Source organism: Streptomyces sp. NPDC001507 (assembly GCF_042894765.1).
GTDB lineage: Bacteria > Actinomycetota > Actinomycetes > Streptomycetales > Streptomycetaceae > Streptomyces.
The window spans coordinates 285,479-305,212 of the sequence record NZ_JBIAVV010000009.1 but is presented as its reverse complement, the minus strand read 5'-3'; the positions used below and the strand labels follow the sequence as shown (position 1 = coordinate 305,212).

Annotated in this window: 30 protein-coding genes; 2 read left to right on the top strand and 28 right to left on the bottom strand. The window is 68.5% G+C overall.

What is annotated here, in order from left to right:
• Positions 1–46 precede the first annotated feature (46 nt).
• From rpsK to rpsJ, 28 genes are all read right to left on the bottom strand, one after another.
• Positions 47–451, bottom strand: a complete 405-nt coding sequence (rpsK, locus tag ACFY0K_RS28940) for a 30S ribosomal protein S11 (protein ID WP_003956432.1) — start codon at positions 449–451, stop codon at positions 47–49.
• Positions 452–521: 70 nt separating this feature from the next.
• Complete coding sequence (rpsM, locus tag ACFY0K_RS28935) at positions 522–902, bottom strand: 30S ribosomal protein S13 (RefSeq protein ID WP_031167100.1); 381 nt, start codon at positions 900–902, stop codon at positions 522–524.
• A 190-nt stretch (positions 903–1,092) separates the two neighbouring features.
• Positions 1,093–1,206 (bottom strand): 50S ribosomal protein L36, encoded by a 114-nt coding sequence (rpmJ, locus tag ACFY0K_RS28930; RefSeq protein ID WP_003998809.1) that lies wholly within the window; start codon positions 1,204–1,206, stop codon positions 1,093–1,095.
• Positions 1,207–1,267: 61 nt separating this feature from the next.
• Positions 1,268–1,489: a translation initiation factor IF-1 gene (gene infA / locus ACFY0K_RS28925; protein WP_003948620.1), complete on the bottom strand. Its 222-nt coding sequence runs from the start codon at positions 1,487–1,489 to the stop codon at positions 1,268–1,270.
• 289 nt (positions 1,490–1,778) lie between these two features.
• Positions 1,779–2,615, bottom strand: coding sequence for a type I methionyl aminopeptidase (gene map / locus ACFY0K_RS28920; protein ID WP_351957588.1), 837 nt, complete (start codon positions 2,613–2,615; stop codon positions 1,779–1,781).
• Positions 2,616–2,736: 121 nt separating this feature from the next.
• On the bottom strand, positions 2,737–3,402 hold the full coding sequence (locus ACFY0K_RS28915; RefSeq protein ID WP_351957587.1) for an adenylate kinase: 666 nt from the start codon (positions 3,400–3,402) through the stop codon (positions 2,737–2,739).
• On the bottom strand, positions 3,402–4,718 hold the full coding sequence (gene secY, locus ACFY0K_RS28910; protein ID WP_351957586.1) for a preprotein translocase subunit SecY: 1,317 nt from the start codon (positions 4,716–4,718) through the stop codon (positions 3,402–3,404). The genes ACFY0K_RS28915 and secY overlap by 1 nt, the downstream gene beginning before the upstream one ends.
• A 188-nt stretch (positions 4,719–4,906) precedes the next feature.
• On the bottom strand, positions 4,907–5,362 hold the full coding sequence (gene rplO, locus ACFY0K_RS28905; RefSeq protein WP_352359641.1) for a 50S ribosomal protein L15: 456 nt from the start codon (positions 5,360–5,362) through the stop codon (positions 4,907–4,909).
• A 2-nt stretch (positions 5,363–5,364) separates the two neighbouring features.
• Positions 5,365–5,547: a 50S ribosomal protein L30 gene (gene rpmD / locus ACFY0K_RS28900; RefSeq protein ID WP_003974250.1), complete on the bottom strand. Its 183-nt coding sequence runs from the start codon at positions 5,545–5,547 to the stop codon at positions 5,365–5,367.
• A gap of 2 nt (positions 5,548–5,549) precedes the next feature.
• Entirely contained in the window at positions 5,550–6,155 is a 606-nt protein-coding gene (gene rpsE, locus ACFY0K_RS28895) for a 30S ribosomal protein S5 (protein WP_004984517.1), read from the bottom strand.
• Positions 6,156–6,191: 36 nt separating this feature from the next.
• A complete protein-coding gene (gene rplR, locus ACFY0K_RS28890) occupies positions 6,192–6,575 on the bottom strand; it encodes a 50S ribosomal protein L18 (RefSeq protein ID WP_030860987.1) in 384 nt (127 codons plus the stop codon).
• Positions 6,576–6,578: 3 nt separating this feature from the next.
• Complete coding sequence (gene rplF / locus ACFY0K_RS28885) at positions 6,579–7,118, bottom strand: 50S ribosomal protein L6 (protein ID WP_046732374.1); 540 nt, start codon at positions 7,116–7,118, stop codon at positions 6,579–6,581.
• Positions 7,119–7,142: 24 nt separating this feature from the next.
• Positions 7,143–7,541 (bottom strand): 30S ribosomal protein S8, encoded by a 399-nt coding sequence (gene rpsH / locus ACFY0K_RS28880; RefSeq protein WP_030420829.1) that lies wholly within the window; start codon positions 7,539–7,541, stop codon positions 7,143–7,145.
• A 214-nt stretch (positions 7,542–7,755) separates the two neighbouring features.
• Entirely contained in the window at positions 7,756–7,941 is a 186-nt protein-coding gene (locus tag ACFY0K_RS28875) for a type Z 30S ribosomal protein S14 (RefSeq protein ID WP_003948630.1), read from the bottom strand.
• 5 nt (positions 7,942–7,946) lie between these two features.
• Positions 7,947–8,504 (bottom strand): 50S ribosomal protein L5, encoded by a 558-nt coding sequence (gene rplE / locus ACFY0K_RS28870; protein WP_093499638.1) that lies wholly within the window; start codon positions 8,502–8,504, stop codon positions 7,947–7,949.
• Positions 8,504–8,827: a 50S ribosomal protein L24 gene (gene rplX / locus ACFY0K_RS28865; RefSeq protein ID WP_053674523.1), complete on the bottom strand. Its 324-nt coding sequence runs from the start codon at positions 8,825–8,827 to the stop codon at positions 8,504–8,506. The genes rplE and rplX overlap by 1 nt, the downstream gene beginning before the upstream one ends.
• 2 nt (positions 8,828–8,829) lie before the next feature.
• Positions 8,830–9,198, bottom strand: a complete 369-nt coding sequence (gene rplN, locus ACFY0K_RS28860; protein WP_003998823.1) for a 50S ribosomal protein L14 — start codon at positions 9,196–9,198, stop codon at positions 8,830–8,832.
• A 102-nt stretch (positions 9,199–9,300) separates the two neighbouring features.
• Positions 9,301–9,588 (bottom strand): 30S ribosomal protein S17, encoded by a 288-nt coding sequence (gene rpsQ / locus ACFY0K_RS28855; protein WP_351957585.1) that lies wholly within the window; start codon positions 9,586–9,588, stop codon positions 9,301–9,303.
• A complete protein-coding gene (gene rpmC, locus ACFY0K_RS28850; protein WP_018564811.1) occupies positions 9,588–9,812 on the bottom strand; it encodes a 50S ribosomal protein L29 in 225 nt (74 codons plus the stop codon). Before rpmC ends, rpsQ begins: the two co-directional genes overlap by 1 nt.
• Positions 9,812–10,231, bottom strand: a complete 420-nt coding sequence (gene rplP / locus ACFY0K_RS28845; RefSeq protein ID WP_093499640.1) for a 50S ribosomal protein L16 — start codon at positions 10,229–10,231, stop codon at positions 9,812–9,814. Before rplP ends, rpmC begins: the two co-directional genes overlap by 1 nt.
• Before the next feature lie 5 nt (positions 10,232–10,236).
• Positions 10,237–11,064: a 30S ribosomal protein S3 gene (gene rpsC / locus ACFY0K_RS28840; RefSeq protein ID WP_093499641.1), complete on the bottom strand. Its 828-nt coding sequence runs from the start codon at positions 11,062–11,064 to the stop codon at positions 10,237–10,239.
• On the bottom strand, positions 11,064–11,411 hold the full coding sequence (gene rplV, locus ACFY0K_RS28835) for a 50S ribosomal protein L22 (protein WP_003974262.1): 348 nt from the start codon (positions 11,409–11,411) through the stop codon (positions 11,064–11,066). Before rplV ends, rpsC begins: the two co-directional genes overlap by 1 nt.
• Positions 11,412–11,455: 44 nt before the next feature.
• A complete protein-coding gene (gene rpsS / locus ACFY0K_RS28830; protein ID WP_023547380.1) occupies positions 11,456–11,737 on the bottom strand; it encodes a 30S ribosomal protein S19 in 282 nt (93 codons plus the stop codon).
• A 12-nt stretch (positions 11,738–11,749) separates the two neighbouring features.
• The gene (rplB, locus tag ACFY0K_RS28825; protein WP_093499642.1) at positions 11,750–12,586 is read right to left on the bottom strand and encodes a 50S ribosomal protein L2; all 837 of its coding nucleotides are present in this window, start codon (positions 12,584–12,586) and stop codon (positions 11,750–11,752) included.
• Between the two features lie 38 nt (positions 12,587–12,624).
• Positions 12,625–13,044, bottom strand: coding sequence for a 50S ribosomal protein L23 (gene rplW, locus ACFY0K_RS28820; RefSeq protein ID WP_351957584.1), 420 nt, complete (start codon positions 13,042–13,044; stop codon positions 12,625–12,627).
• Entirely contained in the window at positions 13,044–13,700 is a 657-nt protein-coding gene (gene rplD, locus ACFY0K_RS28815) for a 50S ribosomal protein L4 (RefSeq protein WP_390642275.1), read from the bottom strand. The genes rplW and rplD overlap by 1 nt, the downstream gene beginning before the upstream one ends.
• A gap of 7 nt (positions 13,701–13,707) precedes the next feature.
• Positions 13,708–14,352 carry a 50S ribosomal protein L3 gene (rplC, locus tag ACFY0K_RS28810; protein WP_062706771.1) on the bottom strand — a complete coding sequence of 215 codons (645 nt, stop codon included), beginning with the start codon at positions 14,350–14,352 and terminating at the stop codon, positions 13,708–13,710.
• 16 nt (positions 14,353–14,368) lie between these two features.
• Positions 14,369–14,677: a 30S ribosomal protein S10 gene (gene rpsJ / locus ACFY0K_RS28805; RefSeq protein ID WP_003948644.1), complete on the bottom strand. Its 309-nt coding sequence runs from the start codon at positions 14,675–14,677 to the stop codon at positions 14,369–14,371.
• Positions 14,678–15,216: 539 nt separating this feature from the next.
• Here rpsJ and ACFY0K_RS28800 point away from each other — a divergent pair.
• Both ACFY0K_RS28800 and ACFY0K_RS28795 read left to right on the top strand, forming a co-directional pair.
• Positions 15,217–16,869 (top strand): RNA ligase family protein, encoded by a 1,653-nt coding sequence (locus ACFY0K_RS28800; RefSeq protein ID WP_390642274.1) that lies wholly within the window; start codon positions 15,217–15,219, stop codon positions 16,867–16,869.
• Between the two features lie 3 nt (positions 16,870–16,872).
• Positions 16,873–19,713 carry a poly(A) polymerase gene (locus tag ACFY0K_RS28795; protein WP_390642273.1) on the top strand — a complete coding sequence of 947 codons (2,841 nt, stop codon included), beginning with the start codon at positions 16,873–16,875 and terminating at the stop codon, positions 19,711–19,713.
• The last annotated feature ends 21 nt before the right edge of the window (positions 19,714–19,734 follow it).

Here is a 19,734-nt window from a genome sequence, read left to right as displayed (position 1 = left end):
CGACCCTTACGGAGCCGTACCGCCCGAGCAGCCCTGCGAAGCGAGGTCAGACGCGACGGCGCTTCGGCGGACGGCAGCCGTTGTGCGGGGTCGGGGTGACGTCCTGGATGGAGCCGACCTCGAGGCCCGTGGCCTGCAGGGAGCGGATCGCGGTCTCACGACCGGAACCCGGGCCCTTCACGAACACGTCGACCTTGCGCATGCCGTGCTCCTGGGCGCGGCGGGCAGCCGACTCGGCGGCCATCTGCGCGGCGAACGGCGTGGACTTCCGGGAGCCCTTGAAGCCGACGTGGCCGGCGGAGGCCCAGGAGATCACGTTGCCGGACGGGTCCGTGATGGAGACGATCGTGTTGTTGAACGTGCTCTTGATGTGCGCGTGGCCGTGAGCGACGTTCTTCTTTTCCTTGCGGCGCACCTTCTTGGCAGCGCCCTGACGACCCTTGGGGGGCATCTAGTAACTCCTACGGGGAGGTGGTCGGTCCTACAGCGAAGACCGCTGATGAAGCGTTGTCCGCTGCGGACTACTTCTTGCCCGGCTTCTTCTTGCCGGCGATGGCGCGACGCGGGCCCTTGCGGGTGCGGGCGTTGGTGCTGGTGCGCTGACCGCGGACGGGCAGACCGCGACGGTGACGCAGACCCTGGTAGCAGCCGATCTCGACCTTGCGGCGGATGTCGGCCTGGATCTCGCGACGGAGGTCACCCTCGGTCTTGATGTTGTTGTCGACGTACTCGCGGATGGCGACCAGCTGCTCTTCGGTCAGGTCGCGAACGCGGGTGTTCGGGTCGATGCCGGTCTCGGCCAGCGTCTGCTGCGAGAGTGTCCGGCCGATGCCGAACACGTAGGTGAGCGCGACCTCCACGCGCTTTTCGCGCGGGATGTCAACACCGGAAACGCGTGCCATTCAATGGCTCCTGGTGATCTTCGGAGGTCTTCCGCAGAACCGGTTCCCAGCCGCCGTGTCAGGTACGAACTGGGTCCCCGGCCTCCGAACCGGGGGTGTCAGGCGCCGTGGCACCTGGGTTCTGCGTATGAACATGTTCAGCTTGCGTCGCGCGAATCTCTGCGATGGATGCAGAGGGATCGGTCGTGCGTCAGCCCTGGCGCTGCTTGTGGCGCGGGTTCTCGCAGATGACCATGACCCGACCGTGACGGCGGATCACCCTGCACTTGTCGCAGATCTTCTTGACGCTCGGCTTGACCTTCATGGGATTGAGGTTCTCCGGGTCAGTTGCCGGCGGCCCCGCTCGCGCGGGACGTGGGCAAGATCTACTTGTATCGGTAGACGATCCGGCCACGCGTCAGGTCGTACGGAGACAGCTCCACCACGACCCGGTCGTCAGGGAGGATGCGGATGTAGTGCATACGCATCTTGCCGCTGATGTGTGCCAGGACCTGGTGGCCGTTCTGGAGCTCGACCTTGAACATGGCGTTCGGAAGAGACTCGACGACAGTGCCCTCGATCTCGATGGCACCTTGCTTCTTGGCCACGCTTCGCCCTTCGAATCGACTACCTTGATCGACTCTCACGCTTCCCGCTTGGGATACCTCACGGGCGCATGCGGACATGCGGATGCACGAGAGCCGACGAGTCAGTCTACGTCAGCGCACCCGGAAAGACGAATCGGGAAAGCCTGCCCCAGAAGCCAGATCATTAAGCGCGCACCTTTGGAGCGCCCCGCATGGAGCGCCCCTTCAGGGGCGCTGGGGGTACCCCCGGCCGAAGGCTGGGGGAGGAACTGCGCGACCAGCCCCACCGGGCCGCGGAGTAACGAAATGCTCAGCCGAGCGGATCCGGCGCAGCCGTGATCCCCAGCTCGGCCAGCTTGGCCTTGCCACCGTCCGGAGCCGTCAGCACCAGCGGACCCTCTTCGGTCAGCGCAACGCTGTGCTCCCAGTGCGAGGACCAGGTGCCGTCCGTCGTGATGACCGTCCAGTCGTCCTGGAGGACCTCGGTGCGGGGCGTCCCCAGCGACACCATCGGCTCGATGGCCAGGCAGAACCCGGGCACCAGCTTCGGCCCCTTGCCCCGCCGCCGGTCGACGTAGTTCAGCAGGTGCGGGTCCATGTGCATCTCGGTGCCGATGCCGTGGCCGCCGTAGTCCTCGATGATGCCGTAGCGGCCGCCGCCCGGCTTCGGCTGGCGGCGGATGTAGGTCTCGATGGCCCGGGAGACGTCGACCAGGCGGCTGCCCTGCTTCATCGCCGCGATGCCGGCCCACATCGACTCCTCGGTCACCCGGGAGAGCTCGATCAGCTCCGGAGCGTGTCCGGAGCCCACGAAGGCGGTGTAGGCCGCGTCCCCGTGCCAGCCGTCGACGATCGCGCCGCAGTCGATGGAGATGATGTCGCCGTCCTTGAGGACGACGTCCTCCGACGGGATGCCGTGGACGACCACCTCGTTGACGGAGGTGCAGATCGTGGCGGGGAAACCGCCGTACCCGAGGAAGTTCGGCTTGGCGCCGTGCTCGGCGAGGACCTTGCGGGCCACCTCGTCCAGGTCCTTGGTGCTGGCGCCGGGGACCGCCGCCTCGCGGGTGGCCGCGTGGATCGCCGCCACGACCAGGCCCGCCGCCCGCATCGTGGCGATCTGCTCGGGGGTCTTGATCTGCACCATGGGTGGCCTGCGCTCTCCATCACTCGCGTCGACTGGGTTGTCTGTACAACAGTACGGCCGCGGCGCCCTGGAGTTCCCGGAGGTGGTCCGGGGAGGGCGCCGCGGCCGGAAGAACCGCGATCTAGTTGTTCTCGGCCTTCTCGCGCTTCAGCGCCTCCAGCGCCCGCTTGGTGATCTCGTCCACCGGGCCCAGGGCGGAGATCGTCACGACCAGCCCCTGCGCCTTGTAGTAGTCGATGATCGGCTCGGTCTGCGTGTGGTAGACCTCCAGCCGGGTGCGGACGGTGTCCTCGGAGTCGTCGTCACGCTGGTACAGCTCGCCGCCGCAGATGTCGCACACGCCTTCCTGCTTCGGCGGGCTGTACGTCACGTGGAAGACGTGCGACGAGTCGTTGCGGCAGACGCGCCGGCCGGCGATCCGCTTGACGACCTCCTCCTCCGGGACCTCCAGGTCCAGGACGGCGTCCAGCTCGATGCCCTCGTCGCTCAGCAGCCGGTCCAGCGCCTCGGCCTGCGAGACGTTGCGCGGGAACCCGTCCAGCAGGAAGCCGTTCGCCGCGTCCGGCTGCTCCATGCGGTCCTTGGCCATGGCGATGGTGACCTCGTCGGGTACGAGGTCACCGGCGTCCATGTAGGACTTGGCAAGCTTGCCGAGCTCGGTCTGCTTACTGATGTTGGCGCGGAACAGGTCGCCCGTGGAGATGTGCGGAATGCCCAGCATCTCGGCGAGGCGGACGGCCTGCGTTCCCTTACCGGCACCCGGCGGCCCGACGAGGACGATACGCATCAGCGGAGGAACCCTTCGTAATTGCGCTGCTGGAGCTGGCTCTCGATCTGCTTCACCGTCTCGAGACCGACACCCACGATGATGAGGATGCTGGTCCCGCCGAACGGGAAGTTCTGGCTCGCCCCGAAGCCGACCAACGCCACTGTCGGTACGAGAGCGATCAGCCCCAAATACAGCGAACCCGGCCAGGTGATCCGGTTGAGCACGTACGACAGGTACTCAGCGGTCGGTCGGCCAGCCCGGATGCCCGGGATGAAGCCACCATACTTCTTCATGTTGTCGGCGACTTCCTCGGGGTTGAAGGAGATCGCCACGTAGAAGAACGCGAAGAAAACGATGAGCAGGAAGTACAGGGTGATGTACGTGGGACTGTCGCCCTGCTTGGTCAGGTTCTGCTCGATCCAGCTCTTCCAGCCCGAGTTGCCGCCCGCGAACTGCGCCACGAGAGCCGGGATGTACAGCAGCGACGAGGCGAAGATGACGGGGATCACACCCGCTTGGTTCACCTTGAGCGGGATGTACGTGGACGTACCACCGTAGGAACGACGGCCGATCATGCGCTTCGCGTACTGCACCGGGATGCGGCGCTGGGCCTGCTCGACGAAGACCACGAGACCGACCATGACCAGGCCGATCGCGATGACCGAACCGAACTCGATCCAGCCGTCGGCCAGCGTGCCCTGCTTCTTGATGGCCCACAGCGCGGACGGGAAGGTCGCGGCGATCGAGATGAACATCAGGATCGACATGCCGTTGCCGATGCCGCGGTCGGTGATCAGCTCGCCGAGCCACATGACGACGGCCGTGCCGGCGGTCATGCAGACGACCATCGTGATCGTCGTGAAGATCGACTGGTCCGGGACGATGCTCGACGCGACCGAGCAGCCGTTGAAGAGCGCGCCGCTGCGGGCGGTGGCGACCAGGCCGGTGCCCTGGAGGATGGCGAGGGCCACGGTCAGGTACCGGGTGTACTGCGTGATCTTCGTCGTACCGGCCTGGCCCTCCTTCTTCAGGGCCTCCAGGCGCGGGATGACCACGGTCAGCAGCTGAAGGATGATGCTGGCCGTGATGTACGGCATGATGCCCAGCGCGAAGATCGTGATCTGCAGCAGCGCGCCGCCGCTGAACATGTTGATCATGCCGAAGAGACCCTGGTTGCCAGAGGCCTCCTTCACGCACTGCTGCACCGACGTGTAGTTCACACCCGGGATCGGGATGTGCGTACCGACCCGGTAGACCACGATGATGCCCAGCGTGAAGAGCAGCTTCTTGCGCAGGTCGGGCGTCCTGAACGCCCGGGCGAACGCGGTGAGCACGGTGCCTCCTGCGACCCCCGCGCAAGTGCGTCAAGGGTGACGGTCTTGAGGTTCGACGAATGGGAAAAAGAACAGTGCTGGCCACCTTACCGGCCGCACTGCCCCCCTAGGAACGACCAACCGGGGATACCCCATTGTGAGGTATCCCCGGTCGGGATTCGCTTACGTCATCGAGACGTCCGAAACGATCAGACGAGCTCGGTGACGGTGCCGCCGGCGGCGGTGATCTTCTCCTTGGCGGAGCCGGAGACGGCGTCGACCGTCACCTGCAGCGCCACGGAGACCTCACCCTGGCCGAGCACCTTGACGAGGCTGTTCTTGCGAACGGCACCCTTGGCGACGAGACCCTCGACGGTGACCTCGCCACCCTCCGGGTACAGCGCGGCCAGCTTCTCGAGGTTCACGACCTGGTACTCGGTCTTGAACGGGTTCTTGAAGCCCTTCAGCTTCGGAAGACGCATGTGGAGCGGCATCTGGCCACCCTCGAAGCGCTCCGGAACCTGGTAACGGGCCTTCGTACCCTTGGTACCACGACCGGCCGTCTTACCCTTCGACGCCTCACCACGACCGACACGGGTCTTGGCGGTCTTGGCGCCGGGGGCCGGACGGAGGTTGTGGATCTTGAGCGGGTTGTTCTCCGCCATGATCAGTCGACCTCCTCGACCGTCACGAGGTGGCGGACGGTGTGCACCATGCCGCGGAACTCGGGGCGGTCCTCCTTGACGACCTGCGTGTTGATGCCCTTGAGGCCAAGGGAACGCAGGGTGTCACGGTGGTTCTGCTTGCTGCCGATGTAGGACTTGACCTGCGTGATCTTGAGCTGCGCCATGATCACACACCCGCCCCGGCACGCGCACGGAGAAGAGCCGCGGGGGCGACGTCCTCGAGCGGCAGACCACGGCGGGCCGCGATCTCCTCGGGACGCTGCAGGCCCTTCAGGGCCTCCACGGTCGCGTGCACGATGTTGATCGCGTTGTCGGAGCCGAGCGACTTCGACAGCACGTCGTGGATACCGGCGCACTCGAGCACGGCACGCACCGGGCCACCGGCGATAACACCGGTACCGGGGGACGCGGGCTTGAGCAGCACGACGCCGGCAGCCTTCTCACCCTGGATCGGGTGCGGGATGGTGCCCTGGATACGGGGGACCTTGAAGAAGTGCTTCTTGGCCTCCTCAACGCCCTTGGCGATGGCGGCCGGCACCTCCTTGGCCTTGCCGTAACCGACACCCACGGTGCCGTCACCGTCGCCCACCACGACCAGCGCGGTGAAGCTGAAGCGACGACCACCCTTCACAACCTTGGCGACGCGGTTGATCGCGACAACGCGCTCAACGTACGCGGTCTTCTCGGCGGCAGCAGCGCCGCCGTCACGGCCCTTCCGGTCCCGCCGCTCGCCGCCACCGGCACCGCCACCGCGGCGCTGGGGTCCAGCCATTGGATTACCTCTCTCTTTCCGCTAGCTACAAGCGGCTCAGAACTTGAGCCCGGCTTCGCGGGCGGCGTCCGCCAGGGCGGCGATGCGCCCGGCGTACTGGTTGCCACCACGGTCGAACACCACGGCCTCGACACCGGCGGCCTTGGCACGCTCGGCGACCAGGGCGCCGACCTGCTTGGCCTGCGCGGACTTGTCGCCCTCGCCACCACGCACCGACGCGTCCAGGGTGGACGCGGAGGCCAGGGTGTGGCCCTTCAGGTCGTCGATCACCTGCGCCACGATGTGGCGGTTGGAGCGGGTCACGACCAGACGGGGACGCTCCGCCGTACCGGCGATCCGCTTGCGGATCCGGATGTGACGGCGCTTGATCGCGGCGCGCTTGTAGGCGTCGCCCTTGAGGATCTTCTGCCCGTATGCCATGGCTTACTTACCCGCCTTTCCGACCTTGCGGCGGATGACTTCGCCCTCGTACTTGACGCCCTTGGCCTTGTACGGGTCGGGCTTGCGCAGCTTGCGGATGTTGGCCGCGACCTCGCCGACCTTCTGCTTGTCGATGCCCTCGACCGAGAAACGGGTCGGAGCCTCGACCTTGAAGGTGATGCCCTCGGGGGCCTCGACCAGGATCGGGTGGCTGTAACCGAGCGCGAACTCGAGGTTCGAGCCCTTGGCGGTCACGCGGTAACCGACACCGCTGATTTCGAGCTTCTTCACGTAACCCTGGGTCACGCCGGTGATCATGTTCGCCACCAGCGTGCGGGACAGGCCGTGCAGGGCCTTGCTCTGACGCTCGTCGTTGGGGCGGGTCACCGCGAGAGTGCCGTCCTCGCCCTTGGCGATGTCGATCGGAGCCACGACGGTGTGGGTCAGCTCGCCCTTGGGGCCCTTGACCTTCACCGTGCGGCCGTCGATGGTGACGTCCACGCCGGCGGGAACCGCGATGGGGAGCTTGCCGATGCGCGACATAGCTGTTTCCTCCGTTCCCTTCTGCTACCAGACGTAGGCGAGGACTTCTCCGCCTACGCCCTTCTTGCCGGCCTGCTTGTCGGTGAGGAGCCCGTGCGACGTGGAGATGATCGCCACGCCCAGGCCGCCGAGCACCTTCGGCAGGTTGGTGGACTTCGCGTACACCCGGAGACCGGGCTTGGAGATCCGCTTGATGCCCGCGATGGAGCGCTCACGGTTGGGACCGAACTTCAGGTCCAGGACGAGGTTCTTGCCGACCTCGGCGTCCTCGACCTTCCAGCCCGTGATGAAGCCCTCCTGCTGGAGGATCTCCGCGATGTGAGACTTGATCTTGGACGCCGGCATCGTCACGGAGTCGTGGTACGCCGAGTTCGCGTTCCGCAGACGCGTCAGCATGTCTGCGATCGGATCAGTCATGGTCATGAATTGGCCTTCGGCCTCTCTCGCCGGGGTTTCCTGGTGCGCCATCCCTCTCCCCGATCCGAGACGGGACGGGTGCGGCGCGGTGGACCTACGGCGTAGTAAGTCGTACGGGCGACCGTCAGGCGCCCAACCCTCCAAGCCTAAGCCATGAAGGGGCGGGCGCCTGACACGCCCATTGCTTACCGAGAGCCTCTGGAATCCCTAAAAGCGGGGATTACCAGGAGCTCTTGGTCACGCCCGGCAGCTCGCCACGGTGAGCCATCTCACGAAGGCACACGCGGCACAGGCCGAACTTGCGGTACACGGAGTGCGGACGGCCGCAGCGCTGGCAGCGCGTGTAGCCACGCACACCGAACTTGGGCTTGCGGGCGGCCTTGGCAATCAGAGCCTTCTTCGCCATCTCGCTCACGCCTCCTTGAACGGGAAGCCGAGGTGACGAAGGAGCGCGCGGCCCTCAGCGTCGTTGGTCGCCGTGGTCACCACGGTGATGTCCATACCCCGGGTACGGTCGATCTTGTCCTGGTCGATCTCGTGGAACATGACCTGCTCCGTGAGACCGAAGGTGTAGTTGCCACGGCCGTCGAACTGCTTGGGGGACAGGCCGCGGAAGTCGCGGATGCGCGGGAGCGCGAGCGACAGGGTGCGGTCCAGGAACTCCCACATGCGGTCGCCACGGAGCGTGACGTGGGCACCGATCGGCTGACCCTCACGCAGCTTGAACTGCGCGATGGACTTGCGGGCCTTGGTGACGGCCGGCTTCTGACCGGTGATCGTGGTGAGGTCGCGGATCGCGCCCTCGATCAGCTTCGAGTCACGGGCGGCGTCGCCGACACCCATGTTGACCACGATCTTGACGAGACCGGGGATCTGCATGACGTTCTCGTACTTGAACTCGTCACGCAGCTTGCCCGCGATCTCCTCGCGGTACTTCAGCTTCAGACGCGGAGCAGTGGTGGTAGCCATCAGATGTCCTCACCCGTCCGCTTGGCAACGCGGATCTTGTTGCCTTCGTCGTCGAAGCGGTAACCGACACGCGTGACGACCTTGTTGCCGTCCTTCTCAACGACCAGCTGGACGTTGGAGACGTGGATCGGCGCCTCGGTCGTGACGATGCCGCCGGCCTGCGAACCGCGAGCGGTCGGACCGGCCTTGGTGTGCTTCTTGACCCGGTTGACACCCTCGACCAGGACACGCTCGTCGCGCGGGTAAGCGGCAATGACCTTGCCCTGCTTGCCCTTGTCCTTGCCGGTGATGACCTGGACCAGGTCGCCCTTCTTGATCTTCATGCTTACAGCACCTCCGGCGCGAGCGAGATGATCTTCATGAACTTCTTCTCGCGCAGCTCACGGCCGACCGGGCCGAAGATGCGGGTGCCGCGAGGGTCGCCGTCGTTCTTCAGAATGACGGCGGCGTTCTCGTCGAAGCGGATGTACGAGCCGTCCGGACGGCGGCGCTCCTTGACGGTGCGAACGATGACCGCCTTGACGACGTCACCCTTCTTCACGTTGCCACCGGGGATCGCGTCCTTGACGGTGGCGACGATGACGTCACCGATGCCCGCGTAGCGGCGACCGGAGCCACCGAGCACACGGATGCAAAGGATCTCCTTCGCACCAGTGTTGTCGGCGACGCGCAGTCGCGACTCCTGCTGGATCACGTCTATCTCCTGTTTGTCTGCCGGTTCCCCGGGCGGGTGCGCAACTTGCACACCCGCCCAGAGCCTGGCGGAACTGTCCTGCGGGGTTTGCCCCGCAGGAAATTACTTGGCCTTCTCGAGGATCTCGACGACGCGCCAGCGCTTCGTCGCGGACAGCGGCCGGGTCTCCATGAGGAGGACGCGGTCGCCGACGCCCGCGGCGTTCTGCTCGTCGTGCGCCTTGAGCTTGTTCGTACGGCGGATGACCTTGCCGTACAGCGCGTGCTTGACGCGGTCCTCGACGGCGACGACGACGGTCTTGTCCATCTTGTCGCTGACGACGAGACCCTCACGGGTCTTGCGGAAGCTGTCGCGCCCCTCGGTCTTCTCAGTCACATTGCTCTCGCTCATCAGGCGTTCTCCACCGTTTCGATGCCCAGCTCACGCTCGCGCATCAGGGTGTAGATCCGCGCGATGTCCTTGCGGACCGCCTTCAGACGGCCGTGGTTCTCGAGCTGGCCCGTCGCCGCCTGGAAGCGGAGGTTGAACAGCTCTTCCTTGGCCTCGCGGAGCTTGCCCAGAAGCTCCTCGTTGCCCAGCTCGCGCAGCTCGGACGCCTTGGTACCGGCCGACATCACGCTTCACCTGCCTCGCGCTTGACGATCCGGCACTTCATCGGCAGCTTGTGGGCCGCGCGAAGGAGCGCCTCACGGGCGATCTTCTCGTTGGGGTAGGACAGCTCGAACATGACCCGGCCCGGGTGCACGTTCGCGATCCACCACTCCGGAGAACCCTTACCGGAACCCATGCGGGTCTCGGCAGGCTTCTTCGTCAGCGGGCGGTCCGGGTAGATGTTGATCCAGACCTTGCCGCCACGCTTGATGTGGCGGGTCATCGCGATACGGGCCGCCTCGATCTGGCGGTTGGTCACGTACGCCGGCGTGAGGGCCTGGATGCCGTACTCGCCGAACGCGACCGTGGTACCGCCCTTGGCCTCACCGCGACGCTTCGGGTGGTGCTGCTTGCGGTGCTTGACCCTACGGGGGATCAGCATGTCGGTCAGGCCTCCGTTCCGGTGCTCTCAGCAGCCGGAGCGGCAGCGGCCTCGGCCTGGGGGGCCTCGGCAGCGGGAGCCTGCTGCGGCTTGCGACCGCGCCGCTCGCCACCACGGCCACCACGGGCCGGGCGGTCACCAGCGCCACCGCCACGGGCCGGGCGGTTGCCGGCGCGGGCAGCGGCGTTCTCGGCGCGGACCTCGGCGATGTTCTTGACGTCGCCCTTGTAGATCCAGACCTTCACACCGATGCGGCCGAAGGTCGTCTTGGCCTCGAAGAAGCCGTAGTCCACGTTCGCGCGGAGCGTGTGCAGGGGCACACGGCCCTCGCGGTAGAACTCCGAGCGGGACATCTCGGCGCCGCCGAGGCGGCCACCGCACTGGATCTTGATGCCCTTGGCGCCGGCCTTCATCGCCGACTGCATGCTCTTACGCATGGCACGGCGGAAGGAGACGCGGGAGGAGAGCTGCTCGGCGACGGCCTGGGCCACCAGCTGAGCGTCCGTCTCCGGGTTCTTGACCTCGAGGATGTTCAGCTGGACCTGCTTGCCGGTCAGCTTCTCCAGGTCACCGCGGATGCGGTCGGCCTCGGCGCCGCGGCGGCCGATGACGATGCCCGGACGCGCGGTGTGGATGTCCACACGCACACGGTCACGGGTGCGCTCGATCTCAACCTTCGAGATACCGGCGCGCTCCATGCCGGACGTCATCATCCGACGGATGGCGACGTCTTCCTTGACGTAGTCCTTGTACAGCTTGTCGGCGTACCACCGGGACTTGAAGTCCGTGGTGACACCGAGCCGGAACCCATGCGGGTTAACCTTCTGGCCCATTACCGGGTTCCTTCCTTGCTGCTGACGACCACGGTGATGTGGCTGGTCCGCTTGCGGATCCGGTAGGCACGGCCCTGGGCGCGCGGCCGGAACCGCTTCAGGGTCGGACCCTCGTCGACGTACGCCTCGGAGATGAAGAGGCTGTCGGCGTCGGTGTGGTCGTAGTTGTGCGCGGCGTTGGCGATGGCGCTGTCGAGCACCTTGCCGACCGGCACGGAGGCTGCCTGCGGAGCGAATCGCAGAACAGCCTGAGCCTCCGTGGCATCCATGCCACGGATAAGGTCCACCACGCGGCGGGCCTTCATGGGCGTAACGCGGATGTACCGCGCCTGGGCCCTGGCTTCCATGGTTGTCCCTCTCAGTTACTTACGTGTCTGAATGCGATCCGCTACTAGCGGCGCTTCGACTTCCGGTCTTCCTTGACGTGGCCCCGGAAGGTGCGCGTCGGCGAGAACTCGCCGAGCTTGTGACCGACCATCGACTCGGTGACGAACACCGGGATGTGGGTCTTGCCGTTGTGCACCGCAAGCGTGTGGCCGAGCATGGCCGGCACGATCATGGAGCGACGGGACCAGGTCTTGATGACGTTCTTGGTGCCGGCTTCGTTCTGGGCGTCCACCTTCTTGATCAGGTGGTCGTCGACGAAGGGCCCCTTCTTGAGACTGCGCGGCATCTAAACCCGCTCCTAGCGCTTCTTGTTCGTCTTGCGGCGGCGGACGATGTACTTGTTCGACGCCTTCTTGGGCGAACGAGTACGGCCTTCCTTCTTGCCCCACGGGGACACGGGGTGACGGCCACCGGAGGTCCGGCCCTCACCACCACCGTGCGGGTGGTCGACCGGGTTCATGACGACACCACGGACGGTCGGGCGGACGCCCAGCCACCGCTTGCGGCCGGCCTTGCCCCAGTTGATGTTCGACTGCTCGGCGTTGCCGACCTCACCGACGGTGGCGCGGCAGCGCGCGTCCACCATGCGGATCTCGCCGGACGGCATACGGAGGGTCGCCATGGCGCCCTCACGGGCGAGCAGCTGCACCGAGGCACCCGCGGAGCGGGCGAACTTGGCGCCACCGCCGGGACGGAGCTCGATCGCGTGGACCGTGGTACCGACCGGGATGTTGCGGAGGGCCAGGTTGTTGCCCGGCTTGATGTCGGCCCCGGGACCGTTCTCCACGGTGTCGCCCTGCTGCAGGTTGCGCGGGGCGAGGATGTAGCGCTTCTCGCCGTCCGCGTAGTGCAGCAGCGCGATGCGCGCGGTGCGGTTGGGGTCGTACTCGATGTGCGCGACCTTCGCCGGCACGCCGTCCTTGTCGTGACGACGGAAGTCGATCACTCGGTAGGCGCGCTTGTGTCCGCCACCCTGGTGGCGAACGGTCACACGACCGGCGTTGTTACGGCCGCCCTTGCTGTGCAGGGGGCGGACCAGCGACTTCTCCGGCGTGGACCGCGTGACCTCGACGAAGTCGGCGACGCTGGCGCCACGACGGCCCGGCGTAGTCGGCTTGTACTTGCGGATTCCCATTTCTCAGTCCTCGTCCGATATCGGACGATCCGACCCGCTTACGCGGTCGGACCGCCGAAGATGTCGATACGGTCGCCCTCGGCGAGGGTCACGATCGCGCGCTTGGAGCCCGCGCGCTGACCGAAACCGGTCTTGGTGCGCTTGCGCTTGCCCTGGCGGTTGAGGGTGTTGACCCCGGTGACCTTGACCGAGAAGACCGCCTGGACGGCCTGCTTGATCTGGGTCTTGTTGGCGCCCGGGGCGACGACGAACGTGTACTTGTTCTCGTCCAGGAGCGCGTAGCTCTTCTCCGAGACGACCGGCTTCAGCAGCACGTCACGGGGGTCCGTGAACGACTTGCTGAGCGGGGTCTCGACGGTGTTCTTGCCCTCGGCCTCGTGGCGGCGCGCCTTGGCGACGCGTGCGGCCTTGGCGGCCTTGGCCGCCTTCGAGGCGATGCTGGGGTGACGGATAGCCATCAGACCTCGGTCCCTTCGGTGTCGTTGGCCTTCGGGCCGGCGACGAAGGACTCGAGAGCGGCCTGGGTGAAGACCACGTCGTCCGAGACGATCACGTCGTACGTGTTCAGCTGGCCCGGCTCCAGGATGTGGACCTGGGGCAGGTTGCGGGCGGACAGCCACGCGGCCTCGTCGGCGCGGTCGACGACCAGGAGCAGGTTCTTGCGCTCCGAGATCTTGCCGAACAGCGTGCGAGCGGCCTTGGTGCTGGGGTTCTCGCCCTCGACCACGCCGGTGACGACGTGGATGCGGTTGTGACGCGCCCGGTCGGTGAGGGCGTGACGCAGAGCGGCAGCCTTCATCTTCTTCGGGGTGCGCTGCGAGTAGTCACGCGGCTGCGGGCCGTGGACGACGCCACCGCCGGCGAACTGCGGCGCGCGGGTCGAGCCCTGACGGGCGCGGCCGGTGCCCTTCTGGCGGTACGGCTTCTTGCCGCCACCACGGACCTCGCCACGGGTCTTCGTCTTGTGCGTGCCCTGGCGGGCAGCCGCGTTCTGCGCGACGACGACCTGGTGGATCAGCGGGATGCTGACCTTCTCCACGCCGAAGATCTCCGCGGGGAGCTCGACGGTTCCGGTCTTCTCGCCGGCAGGCGAAAGGATGTCAACAGTGCTCATCGGTACCTCAGGCCCCCTTGGCCGCGGTGCGGACCAGGACGAGGCCGCCGTTCGGACCGGGAACCGCGCCCTTGATGAGCAGCAGACCCTTCTCCGCGTCAACGGCGTGGACGGTCAGGTTCTGGGTGGTGACACGCTCGTTGCCCATGCGACCCGCCATGCGGAGGCCCTTGAACACGCGGCCCGGGGTGGCGCAGCCACCGATGGAACCGGGCGAGCGGTGCTTGCGCTGGGTGCCGTGACCGGCGCCGAGGCCCTTGAAGTTGTGACGCTTCATGACACCGGCGAAGCCCTTGCCCTTGCTCTTGCCGGTGACGTCGACCTTCACGCCGGCCTCGAAGACCTCGGCGGTGACTTCCTGACCGAGGGTGTACTCGGAGGCGTCGGCCGTACGGATCTCGACGAGGTGACGGCGGGGGGTGACGTCGGCCTTGGCGAAGTGGCCCTTGAGGGGCTTGTTCACCTTGCGCGGGTCGATCTCGCCGAAGGCGATCTGGACCGACTCGTAGCCGTCGACGTCGTTGGTACGGACCTGGGTGACGACGTTGGGGCCGGCCTTGACGACGGTGACCGGAACAACACGGTTGTTCTCGTCCCACACCTGCGTCATGCCGAGCTTCTCGCCCAGGATGCCCTTGATCTGCTTAGCCATTCTCAGATCACCGGCCTCAGAGCTTGATCTCGATGTCGACACCGGCCGGGAGGTCGAGTCGCATCAGAGAGTCAACGGTCTTGGGGGTCGGGTCGAGGATGTCGATCAGGCGCTTGTGGGTGCGCATCTCGAAGTGCTCGCGCGAGTCCTTGTACTTGTGCGGCGACTTGATGACGCAGTACACGTTCTTCTCAGTGGGCAGCGGCACCGGGCCCGCGACCGACGCACCAGTGCGGGTCACCGTCTCGACGATCTTCTTCGCCGAGGAGTCGATGACCTCGTGGTCGTAGGCCTTGAGCCGGATGCGGATCTTCTGTCCCGCCATGGCTACTCAGTAGTCCTTCTCTGCACGCTCTGGAACCCGGCGGTTCCGCCTACCTTCTCCGACCCACGCGGTCGGGCGTGTCGCGCTCCCGCTGACACAGATGCCCCTTGTTCGAACATCCCTGCGGGGAATGCACACGGCCCTTCCGGAACCGCAAGCCGGGGGCGGAAGGCCCACCGGGTGCCTGGCCGGTGCCGCACCGCACTTCCCGAAAGATTCCCGTACGTCCGCCCCAGTGCTGCCGTGGTGGCAGTTAGGACGACGAGTACTGTGGGACTCGCTTCCGGTCCTCCCGGCGGGAGGCGCGCAGCATCAACACTCGACCGAGCAACTCCGACAGTCTGCCACAGAGGGCGGGGGGCTGGCCAATCGGGCCGGGGAGCTTACCCCCGGAGTGACGCAGGTCAAACCCGGGCCCCTCCCCAGCGGCGTTCCCGAGGTGCCCGGCCGGCCTCGGCCGCACCGTAATCCGCTCGCCCGCCATAACCCGGCGCCCCTACGCTGAGCAGGCACAACGGCTGTCACGGGGGACGTTCACCATGCGTACGCACTATCCACGGACCCGGCATCTGCCCTGGTCGCCAGGAGCGACCGCCGACGACCTCCGGATCACCGACCTGTCCGGTCTGCGCGGCCGCGAGGTCGTCGTGACCGAGAAGCTCGACGGCGAGAACACCACACTTTACGCCGACGGCCTGCACGCGCGTTCGCTGGACTCGGCCCCTCACCCCTCCCGTACCTGGGTCAAGGCACTCCAGGCCCGGATCGGCCACGCCGTCCCGGAGGGGTGGCGGGTGTGCGGGGAGAACATGTTCGCCCGGCACTCGATCGCGTACGACGACCTGGAGAGCTACTTCTACGGCTTCTCGGTGTGGGACGGGGAGGGCCGCTGCCTGGACTGGGACCGGACGGTGGTCTTCCTGCGCGGGCTCGGCGTTCCCGTTCCCCGAGTGTTGTGGCGAGGCGTGTTCGACGAGCGGGCGCTGCGCGCGCTGCGGCTGGATCCCGAACGGCAGGAGGGGTACGTCGTCCGGGTCGCGGACGGGTTCGGCGCGCAGGAGTTCGGGGAACGGGTGGCCAAGTGGGTGCGGGCGGGACATGTGCGGACGGACACGCACTGGATGCACGCGGCCGTCGTCGAGAACGGGCTCGGGGCCGGGGCGCCCCTGTGGGCGGTGCGATCGGGAGCGCCCGTCGACGTGCGGGCGCTGGAGGAGGCCGTGGGGCTGCCCGGCGAGGGGGACGCAGGGGCCGTCGAGCGCTTCGATCCGGCGGGGCGGTCCGGGGACGACCTGCTGGCCGGCGTCCTGGCCGCGCTGCTGCACGGAGTGCGGCGGGGGCGGCTGGCGGCGCGGCTCGCCACGGTGGCGGGCATACCGCTCGCCCGCCGGGTCGCCGACCTCGTGGGGCTGCACCCGGCGCTGCACCGGCCGTATCCGGACGAGGACCGACGGGCCGGCCTGGTGCGAATGTCGTACGCCGCCGACCTGGGCCTGCTGCATGCGGTCGCCCGGGCCACCGCGCACACGGACGCGGCGCGCGAGCAGGTGGAGTGGTCGGCGCTGCACGCCGAGGACGTGCGGAGCCCAGGGCTGCGGGAGGCGTTCGCCGGGCTGCCGGCCGACACGGCCGCCCGGTGCCGGGCCGAGGCCCGGGAGGCGTACGCGCTGGGGCGGATCGGCAGCGCCGACGAGGCCGTCGCCGCGACCTGGCGGTGGCGGTCCGGCGCGTTCCCGAAGCTGATCCAGACGGTCGGCCCGGCCGGCAGCGGCAAGAGCACCTTCGCACGGGGACTCACGGGCGTGGACGCCTGCGTGTCCCTGGACGACCTGCGCGAGGCGCGTGGCTCGCGCGCCGACCAGCGGGCCAACGGCGAGGTCCTCCGTGAGGGGCTCGCCCGGCTGGACCGGGCCCTGGCCGGCGGCGGGACCGCGGTGTGGGACGCCACGTCCCTCACCAAGCAGCAGCGCTCGCTGGTGCACGGGATCGCCCACCGCCGTGACGCCCTGATCACGCACGCCGTGGTCCTGGTGGACGAGGACGAGCTGGTACGGCGCAACACCCGCCGCGAGCACCCGGTGCCGCCCGACGTGCTCACCGGCCAGCTGCGCCGCTTCGTTCCGCCGTATCCCGGCGACGCTCACCGCACCTGGTACATCGGGGCGGCCGGGACCGTCGAGGAAGAGGTGTGACGCGTGCGTACGAGCGAGGAGATCTATCACCGGGTGCGCTGGGACGCGCGTTTCGACCCGGCCCGCTTCGTGCTCGGCGTCCTTCAGCGCGACGCCGCGCCCAAGCGTGTCCCGCTGCCCGCGTTCGTGCCCGGGGGCGAGATCCCCTGGCACCGGGTGCTGTTCATCGAGGCCGACGGCGAGGTGGTGTGGGACCGGGCCACGGGGGCGGACCGGATCGACGCGACGGAGGCGGGGCGGGTTCGCGAGGCCCGGCTGCTCCGGGCGCCGTTCTTCACGGCGCGTACGCCGCACGCGTGGGACGGCGCGGACTGGGGGGCCGCGCCCGCGCGGCGCGGGGACGCGCCCGGCGGTGGGCGGGGATCCGGCGGTGTGCGGGCATCCGCGGGTATGCGGGCATCCGGGGGTGTGCGGGTGCTGACCTGGAACACGCTCTGGGACCGGTACGACGGCGACCGTATCGACAGTGCCCGGCGCAGGCCGCTGCTGTTGCGGTCCCTGCGCGACGCGGACGTGGACGTGATCGCGCTGCAGGAGGTCGAGACGGATCTCCTCGCCCTGCTGCTGGGCGAGGAATGGGTGCGGGCGGGCTGGACCCTGGGCACGGACCCGCGAGGGCGGGACGTCGACACGTGCGGTCTGCTGCTCCTGAGCCGGCTCCCGGTCATCGAGGCCGCGCACCACGAACTGGGCCCGCACAAGGCGGTGGCCGCCCTCGTCGTGGAGGCGGGCGGACGGCCCGTGGTCATCGCGGCGACCCATCTGAGCAGCGACCACTCGGAGAACGGCGCCGACCGGCGCGAGGCGGAACTCACCCGCATCGCCGAGGGCCTGGCGGGCGTGGACGCCGATCTGCTCCTGATGGGCGACTTCAACGACGGCGGCGGCACACCGCAGCTGGCGCTGGGCCTGCGGGACGCGTGGAGCGACGTGCACGGCGCCGACGACACGACCCCGACCTTCGACCCCCGCAGCAATCCGCTGGCCGCGATCTCGTCGCTGACGGGCCGGGCCTCGCGGCTGGACCGGGTACTGCTGCGCGGGGAGGGGCTGCGGGCACGGCGCGCCGAACTCCGCGGTGACGTGCCGTCGGCGGAGGGGACGTACATCTCCGACCACTACGGTGTCCTGGCCGAACTGGCGGTGGGCGCTCCGGAGGCGGACGCCCTGGATTCCCTTGCCGAAGAACCGACACCGCGGACGGCGCTGGCGTGGCTCCCGCCTGAGGAACTGTGGGCGCCGCTGCAGGAGATCCGCCGGGACCACGACCCGCAGATCCGCCGCTGGCCCCCGCATGTGAACCTGCTCTTCGGATTCGTACCGGAACACGCATTCGAGCGGGCTGCGGCGGTGCTCGCGACGGCCGCCACCGCGCCCTTCGACGCCCGGCTGGAGGGTGTGCAGTGGTTCGGCCACCGGGACGACGCGACCGTCTGGCTCGACCCCGCGGCCGCGGGTGAGGAGCCCTGGGCCGACCTGCACCGCACGCTCGTCCGCCACTTCCCCCGCTGCGGCGGCCGCCACACCGGCTTCACCCCTCACCTGAGCCTGGGCCGCACCACCGACCCGAACACCCTGGCCACCGCCTGCGCGGCCCGGCTCACCCCGATGCCGGTCAGAGTCGGCGAGCTGGCGCTGCTCTCGCGGCGCGGGGACGAGCCGATGCGGGTGCGGGCCACGGTGACGCTGGGGACGGGCGAGGTGCGGTGGGCGGAGGAGGCCGAGGCCGCGCGGGGCGGGGCACAGGACACGCTGACGCGGGTGGCCGAGGGGACCACCCACCGCATCGAGCAGGCGTTCTCCGACGGCGTCGTACACGTCGTCGGCTCCCGGCGGATGGGCTGCGCGCTGCCCGGCGCGGACCTGGACCTGGTCGTGGTGCTGCCCGGCACGGCCGGACTGCCCGCCGTACGGGCACGGGTGGCCGCGGCTCTCCCCGAGGCGACGGATGTGCGCGAGGTGGTCGGGGCCCGCGTACCCGGTCTGCGGTTGCGGATCGACGGGCTGGACGTGGACCTGGCCGTGGTCACCACGGGTGCGACGGACCCCGCGGAGGCGGTCTCCCGCCGGACCGAGCTGGGCGAGGAGGCCGCGATCGCGCTCAGCGCGGTGAGCGACGCCGACACGGTGCTGGCCTCGGTGGGCGGGCACGGGCCCGCCTTCGCCCAGCTGGCCACGCGGGTCAAGGCCTGGGCGAAGGCCCGGGGCCTGGACTCGGCGCCGTTCGGAGGCCTGCCGGGCCTTGCCTGGTCCGTCCTGGCCGCCCGCACCACGGCCGAGGCCGGCGACCTCGCGCCGGGCGATCTCCTACGGCACTTCTTCGCGACGTGGGCGGCCTGGGACTGGCGAGAACCGGTGGGCCGGACACCCGACCCGACCCAGCCCCTCCTCCCCCTCACCGTCACGACCCCCTCCGCCCCCGTACGCCCCTGCACCGACCAGGTGACGGCGGGCATGCGTGACCTGGTGGCCCAAGAGCTGTTCCGCGCCTGGGAGTTGCTGGAAGGAACCGCGGAGCCCTGTCCCCGGGCCGAACTCCTCGCCCCGCCCCCGCTGCACCGCCGCCACGCGGCCTGGGCGGTCCTGACGGTGGGCCCAGACGCGGACGAGGGCCGGGTGCGGGGCAGGATGCGAGCCCTCCTCACCGACCTCTCCACGACAGTCCCCGACTGCCACGCCTGGCCCCGCCCCTTCACCACGAACCCGGTCCGCTACGCCATCGGCCTGGGCTCCGCCCCACCGACCGCCGGCCATCTCGCGGCTCTCGCGGAACGCCGACTGCGCGGCCTGCCCGGAGTCACACTGACGCGGGCCGAGGGAGGCGGGGTACCGACCTTGCGCTGACGCTCGGCGCCGGACAGGGCG

Bases quoted from the DNA above. Each gene is read 5' to 3' on its own strand.
- rplC (WP_062706771.1), bottom strand. From the start codon at position 14,352: ATGGCTAAGCAGATCAAGGGCATCCTGGGCGAGAAGCTCGGCATGACG.
- rplF (WP_046732374.1), bottom strand. From the start codon at position 7,118: ATGTCGCGCATCGGCAAGCTCCCCATCGCGGTTCCCGCCGGCGTGGAC.
- rpsS (WP_023547380.1), bottom strand. From the start codon at position 11,737: ATGCCGCGCAGTCTCAAGAAGGGGCCCTTCGTCGACGACCACCTGATC.
- rpsE (WP_004984517.1), bottom strand. From the start codon at position 6,155: ATGGCTGGACCCCAGCGCCGCGGTGGCGGTGCCGGTGGCGGCGAGCGG.
- rpmD (WP_003974250.1), bottom strand. From the start codon at position 5,547: ATGGCGCAGCTCAAGATCACGCAGGTCAAGTCCTACATCGGCAGCAAG.
- rpsK (WP_003956432.1), bottom strand. From the start codon at position 451: ATGCCCCCCAAGGGTCGTCAGGGCGCTGCCAAGAAGGTGCGCCGCAAG.
- rplE (WP_093499638.1), bottom strand. From the start codon at position 8,504: ATGGCTACCACCACTGCTCCGCGTCTGAAGCTGAAGTACCGCGAGGAG.
- rplO (WP_352359641.1), bottom strand. From the start codon at position 5,362: ATGGCGGAGAACAACCCGCTCAAGATCCACAACCTCCGTCCGGCCCCC.
- rpsQ (WP_351957585.1), bottom strand. From the start codon at position 9,588: ATGAGCGAGAGCAATGTGACTGAGAAGACCGAGGGGCGCGACAGCTTC.
- rplP (WP_093499640.1), bottom strand. From the start codon at position 10,231: ATGCTGATCCCCCGTAGGGTCAAGCACCGCAAGCAGCACCACCCGAAG.
- rpsC (WP_093499641.1), bottom strand. From the start codon at position 11,064: ATGGGCCAGAAGGTTAACCCGCATGGGTTCCGGCTCGGTGTCACCACG.
- ACFY0K_RS28800 (WP_390642274.1), top strand. From the start codon at position 15,217: ATGCGTACGCACTATCCACGGACCCGGCATCTGCCCTGGTCGCCAGGA.
- rplW (WP_351957584.1), bottom strand. From the start codon at position 13,044: ATGGCTATCCGTCACCCCAGCATCGCCTCGAAGGCGGCCAAGGCCGCC.
- rpmC (WP_018564811.1), bottom strand. From the start codon at position 9,812: ATGTCGGCCGGTACCAAGGCGTCCGAGCTGCGCGAGCTGGGCAACGAG.
- rplX (WP_053674523.1), bottom strand. From the start codon at position 8,827: ATGAAGATCAAGAAGGGCGACCTGGTCCAGGTCATCACCGGCAAGGAC.
- ACFY0K_RS28875 (WP_003948630.1), bottom strand. From the start codon at position 7,941: ATGGCGAAGAAGGCTCTGATTGCCAAGGCCGCCCGCAAGCCCAAGTTC.
- rpsH (WP_030420829.1), bottom strand. From the start codon at position 7,541: ATGACCATGACTGATCCGATCGCAGACATGCTGACGCGTCTGCGGAAC.
- rpsM (WP_031167100.1), bottom strand. From the start codon at position 902: ATGGCACGCGTTTCCGGTGTTGACATCCCGCGCGAAAAGCGCGTGGAG.
- ACFY0K_RS28915 (WP_351957587.1), bottom strand. From the start codon at position 3,402: ATGCGTATCGTCCTCGTCGGGCCGCCGGGTGCCGGTAAGGGAACGCAG.
- rplR (WP_030860987.1), bottom strand. From the start codon at position 6,575: ATGGCATACGGGCAGAAGATCCTCAAGGGCGACGCCTACAAGCGCGCC.
- map (WP_351957588.1), bottom strand. From the start codon at position 2,615: ATGGTGCAGATCAAGACCCCCGAGCAGATCGCCACGATGCGGGCGGCG.
- rplV (WP_003974262.1), bottom strand. From the start codon at position 11,411: ATGGAAGCCAGGGCCCAGGCGCGGTACATCCGCGTTACGCCCATGAAG.
- rpsJ (WP_003948644.1), bottom strand. From the start codon at position 14,677: ATGGCGGGACAGAAGATCCGCATCCGGCTCAAGGCCTACGACCACGAG.
- rplB (WP_093499642.1), bottom strand. From the start codon at position 12,586: ATGGGAATCCGCAAGTACAAGCCGACTACGCCGGGCCGTCGTGGCGCC.
- rplD (WP_390642275.1), bottom strand. From the start codon at position 13,700: ATGAGCACTGTTGACATCCTTTCGCCTGCCGGCGAGAAGACCGGAACC.
- rpmJ (WP_003998809.1), bottom strand. From the start codon at position 1,206: ATGAAGGTCAAGCCGAGCGTCAAGAAGATCTGCGACAAGTGCAGGGTG.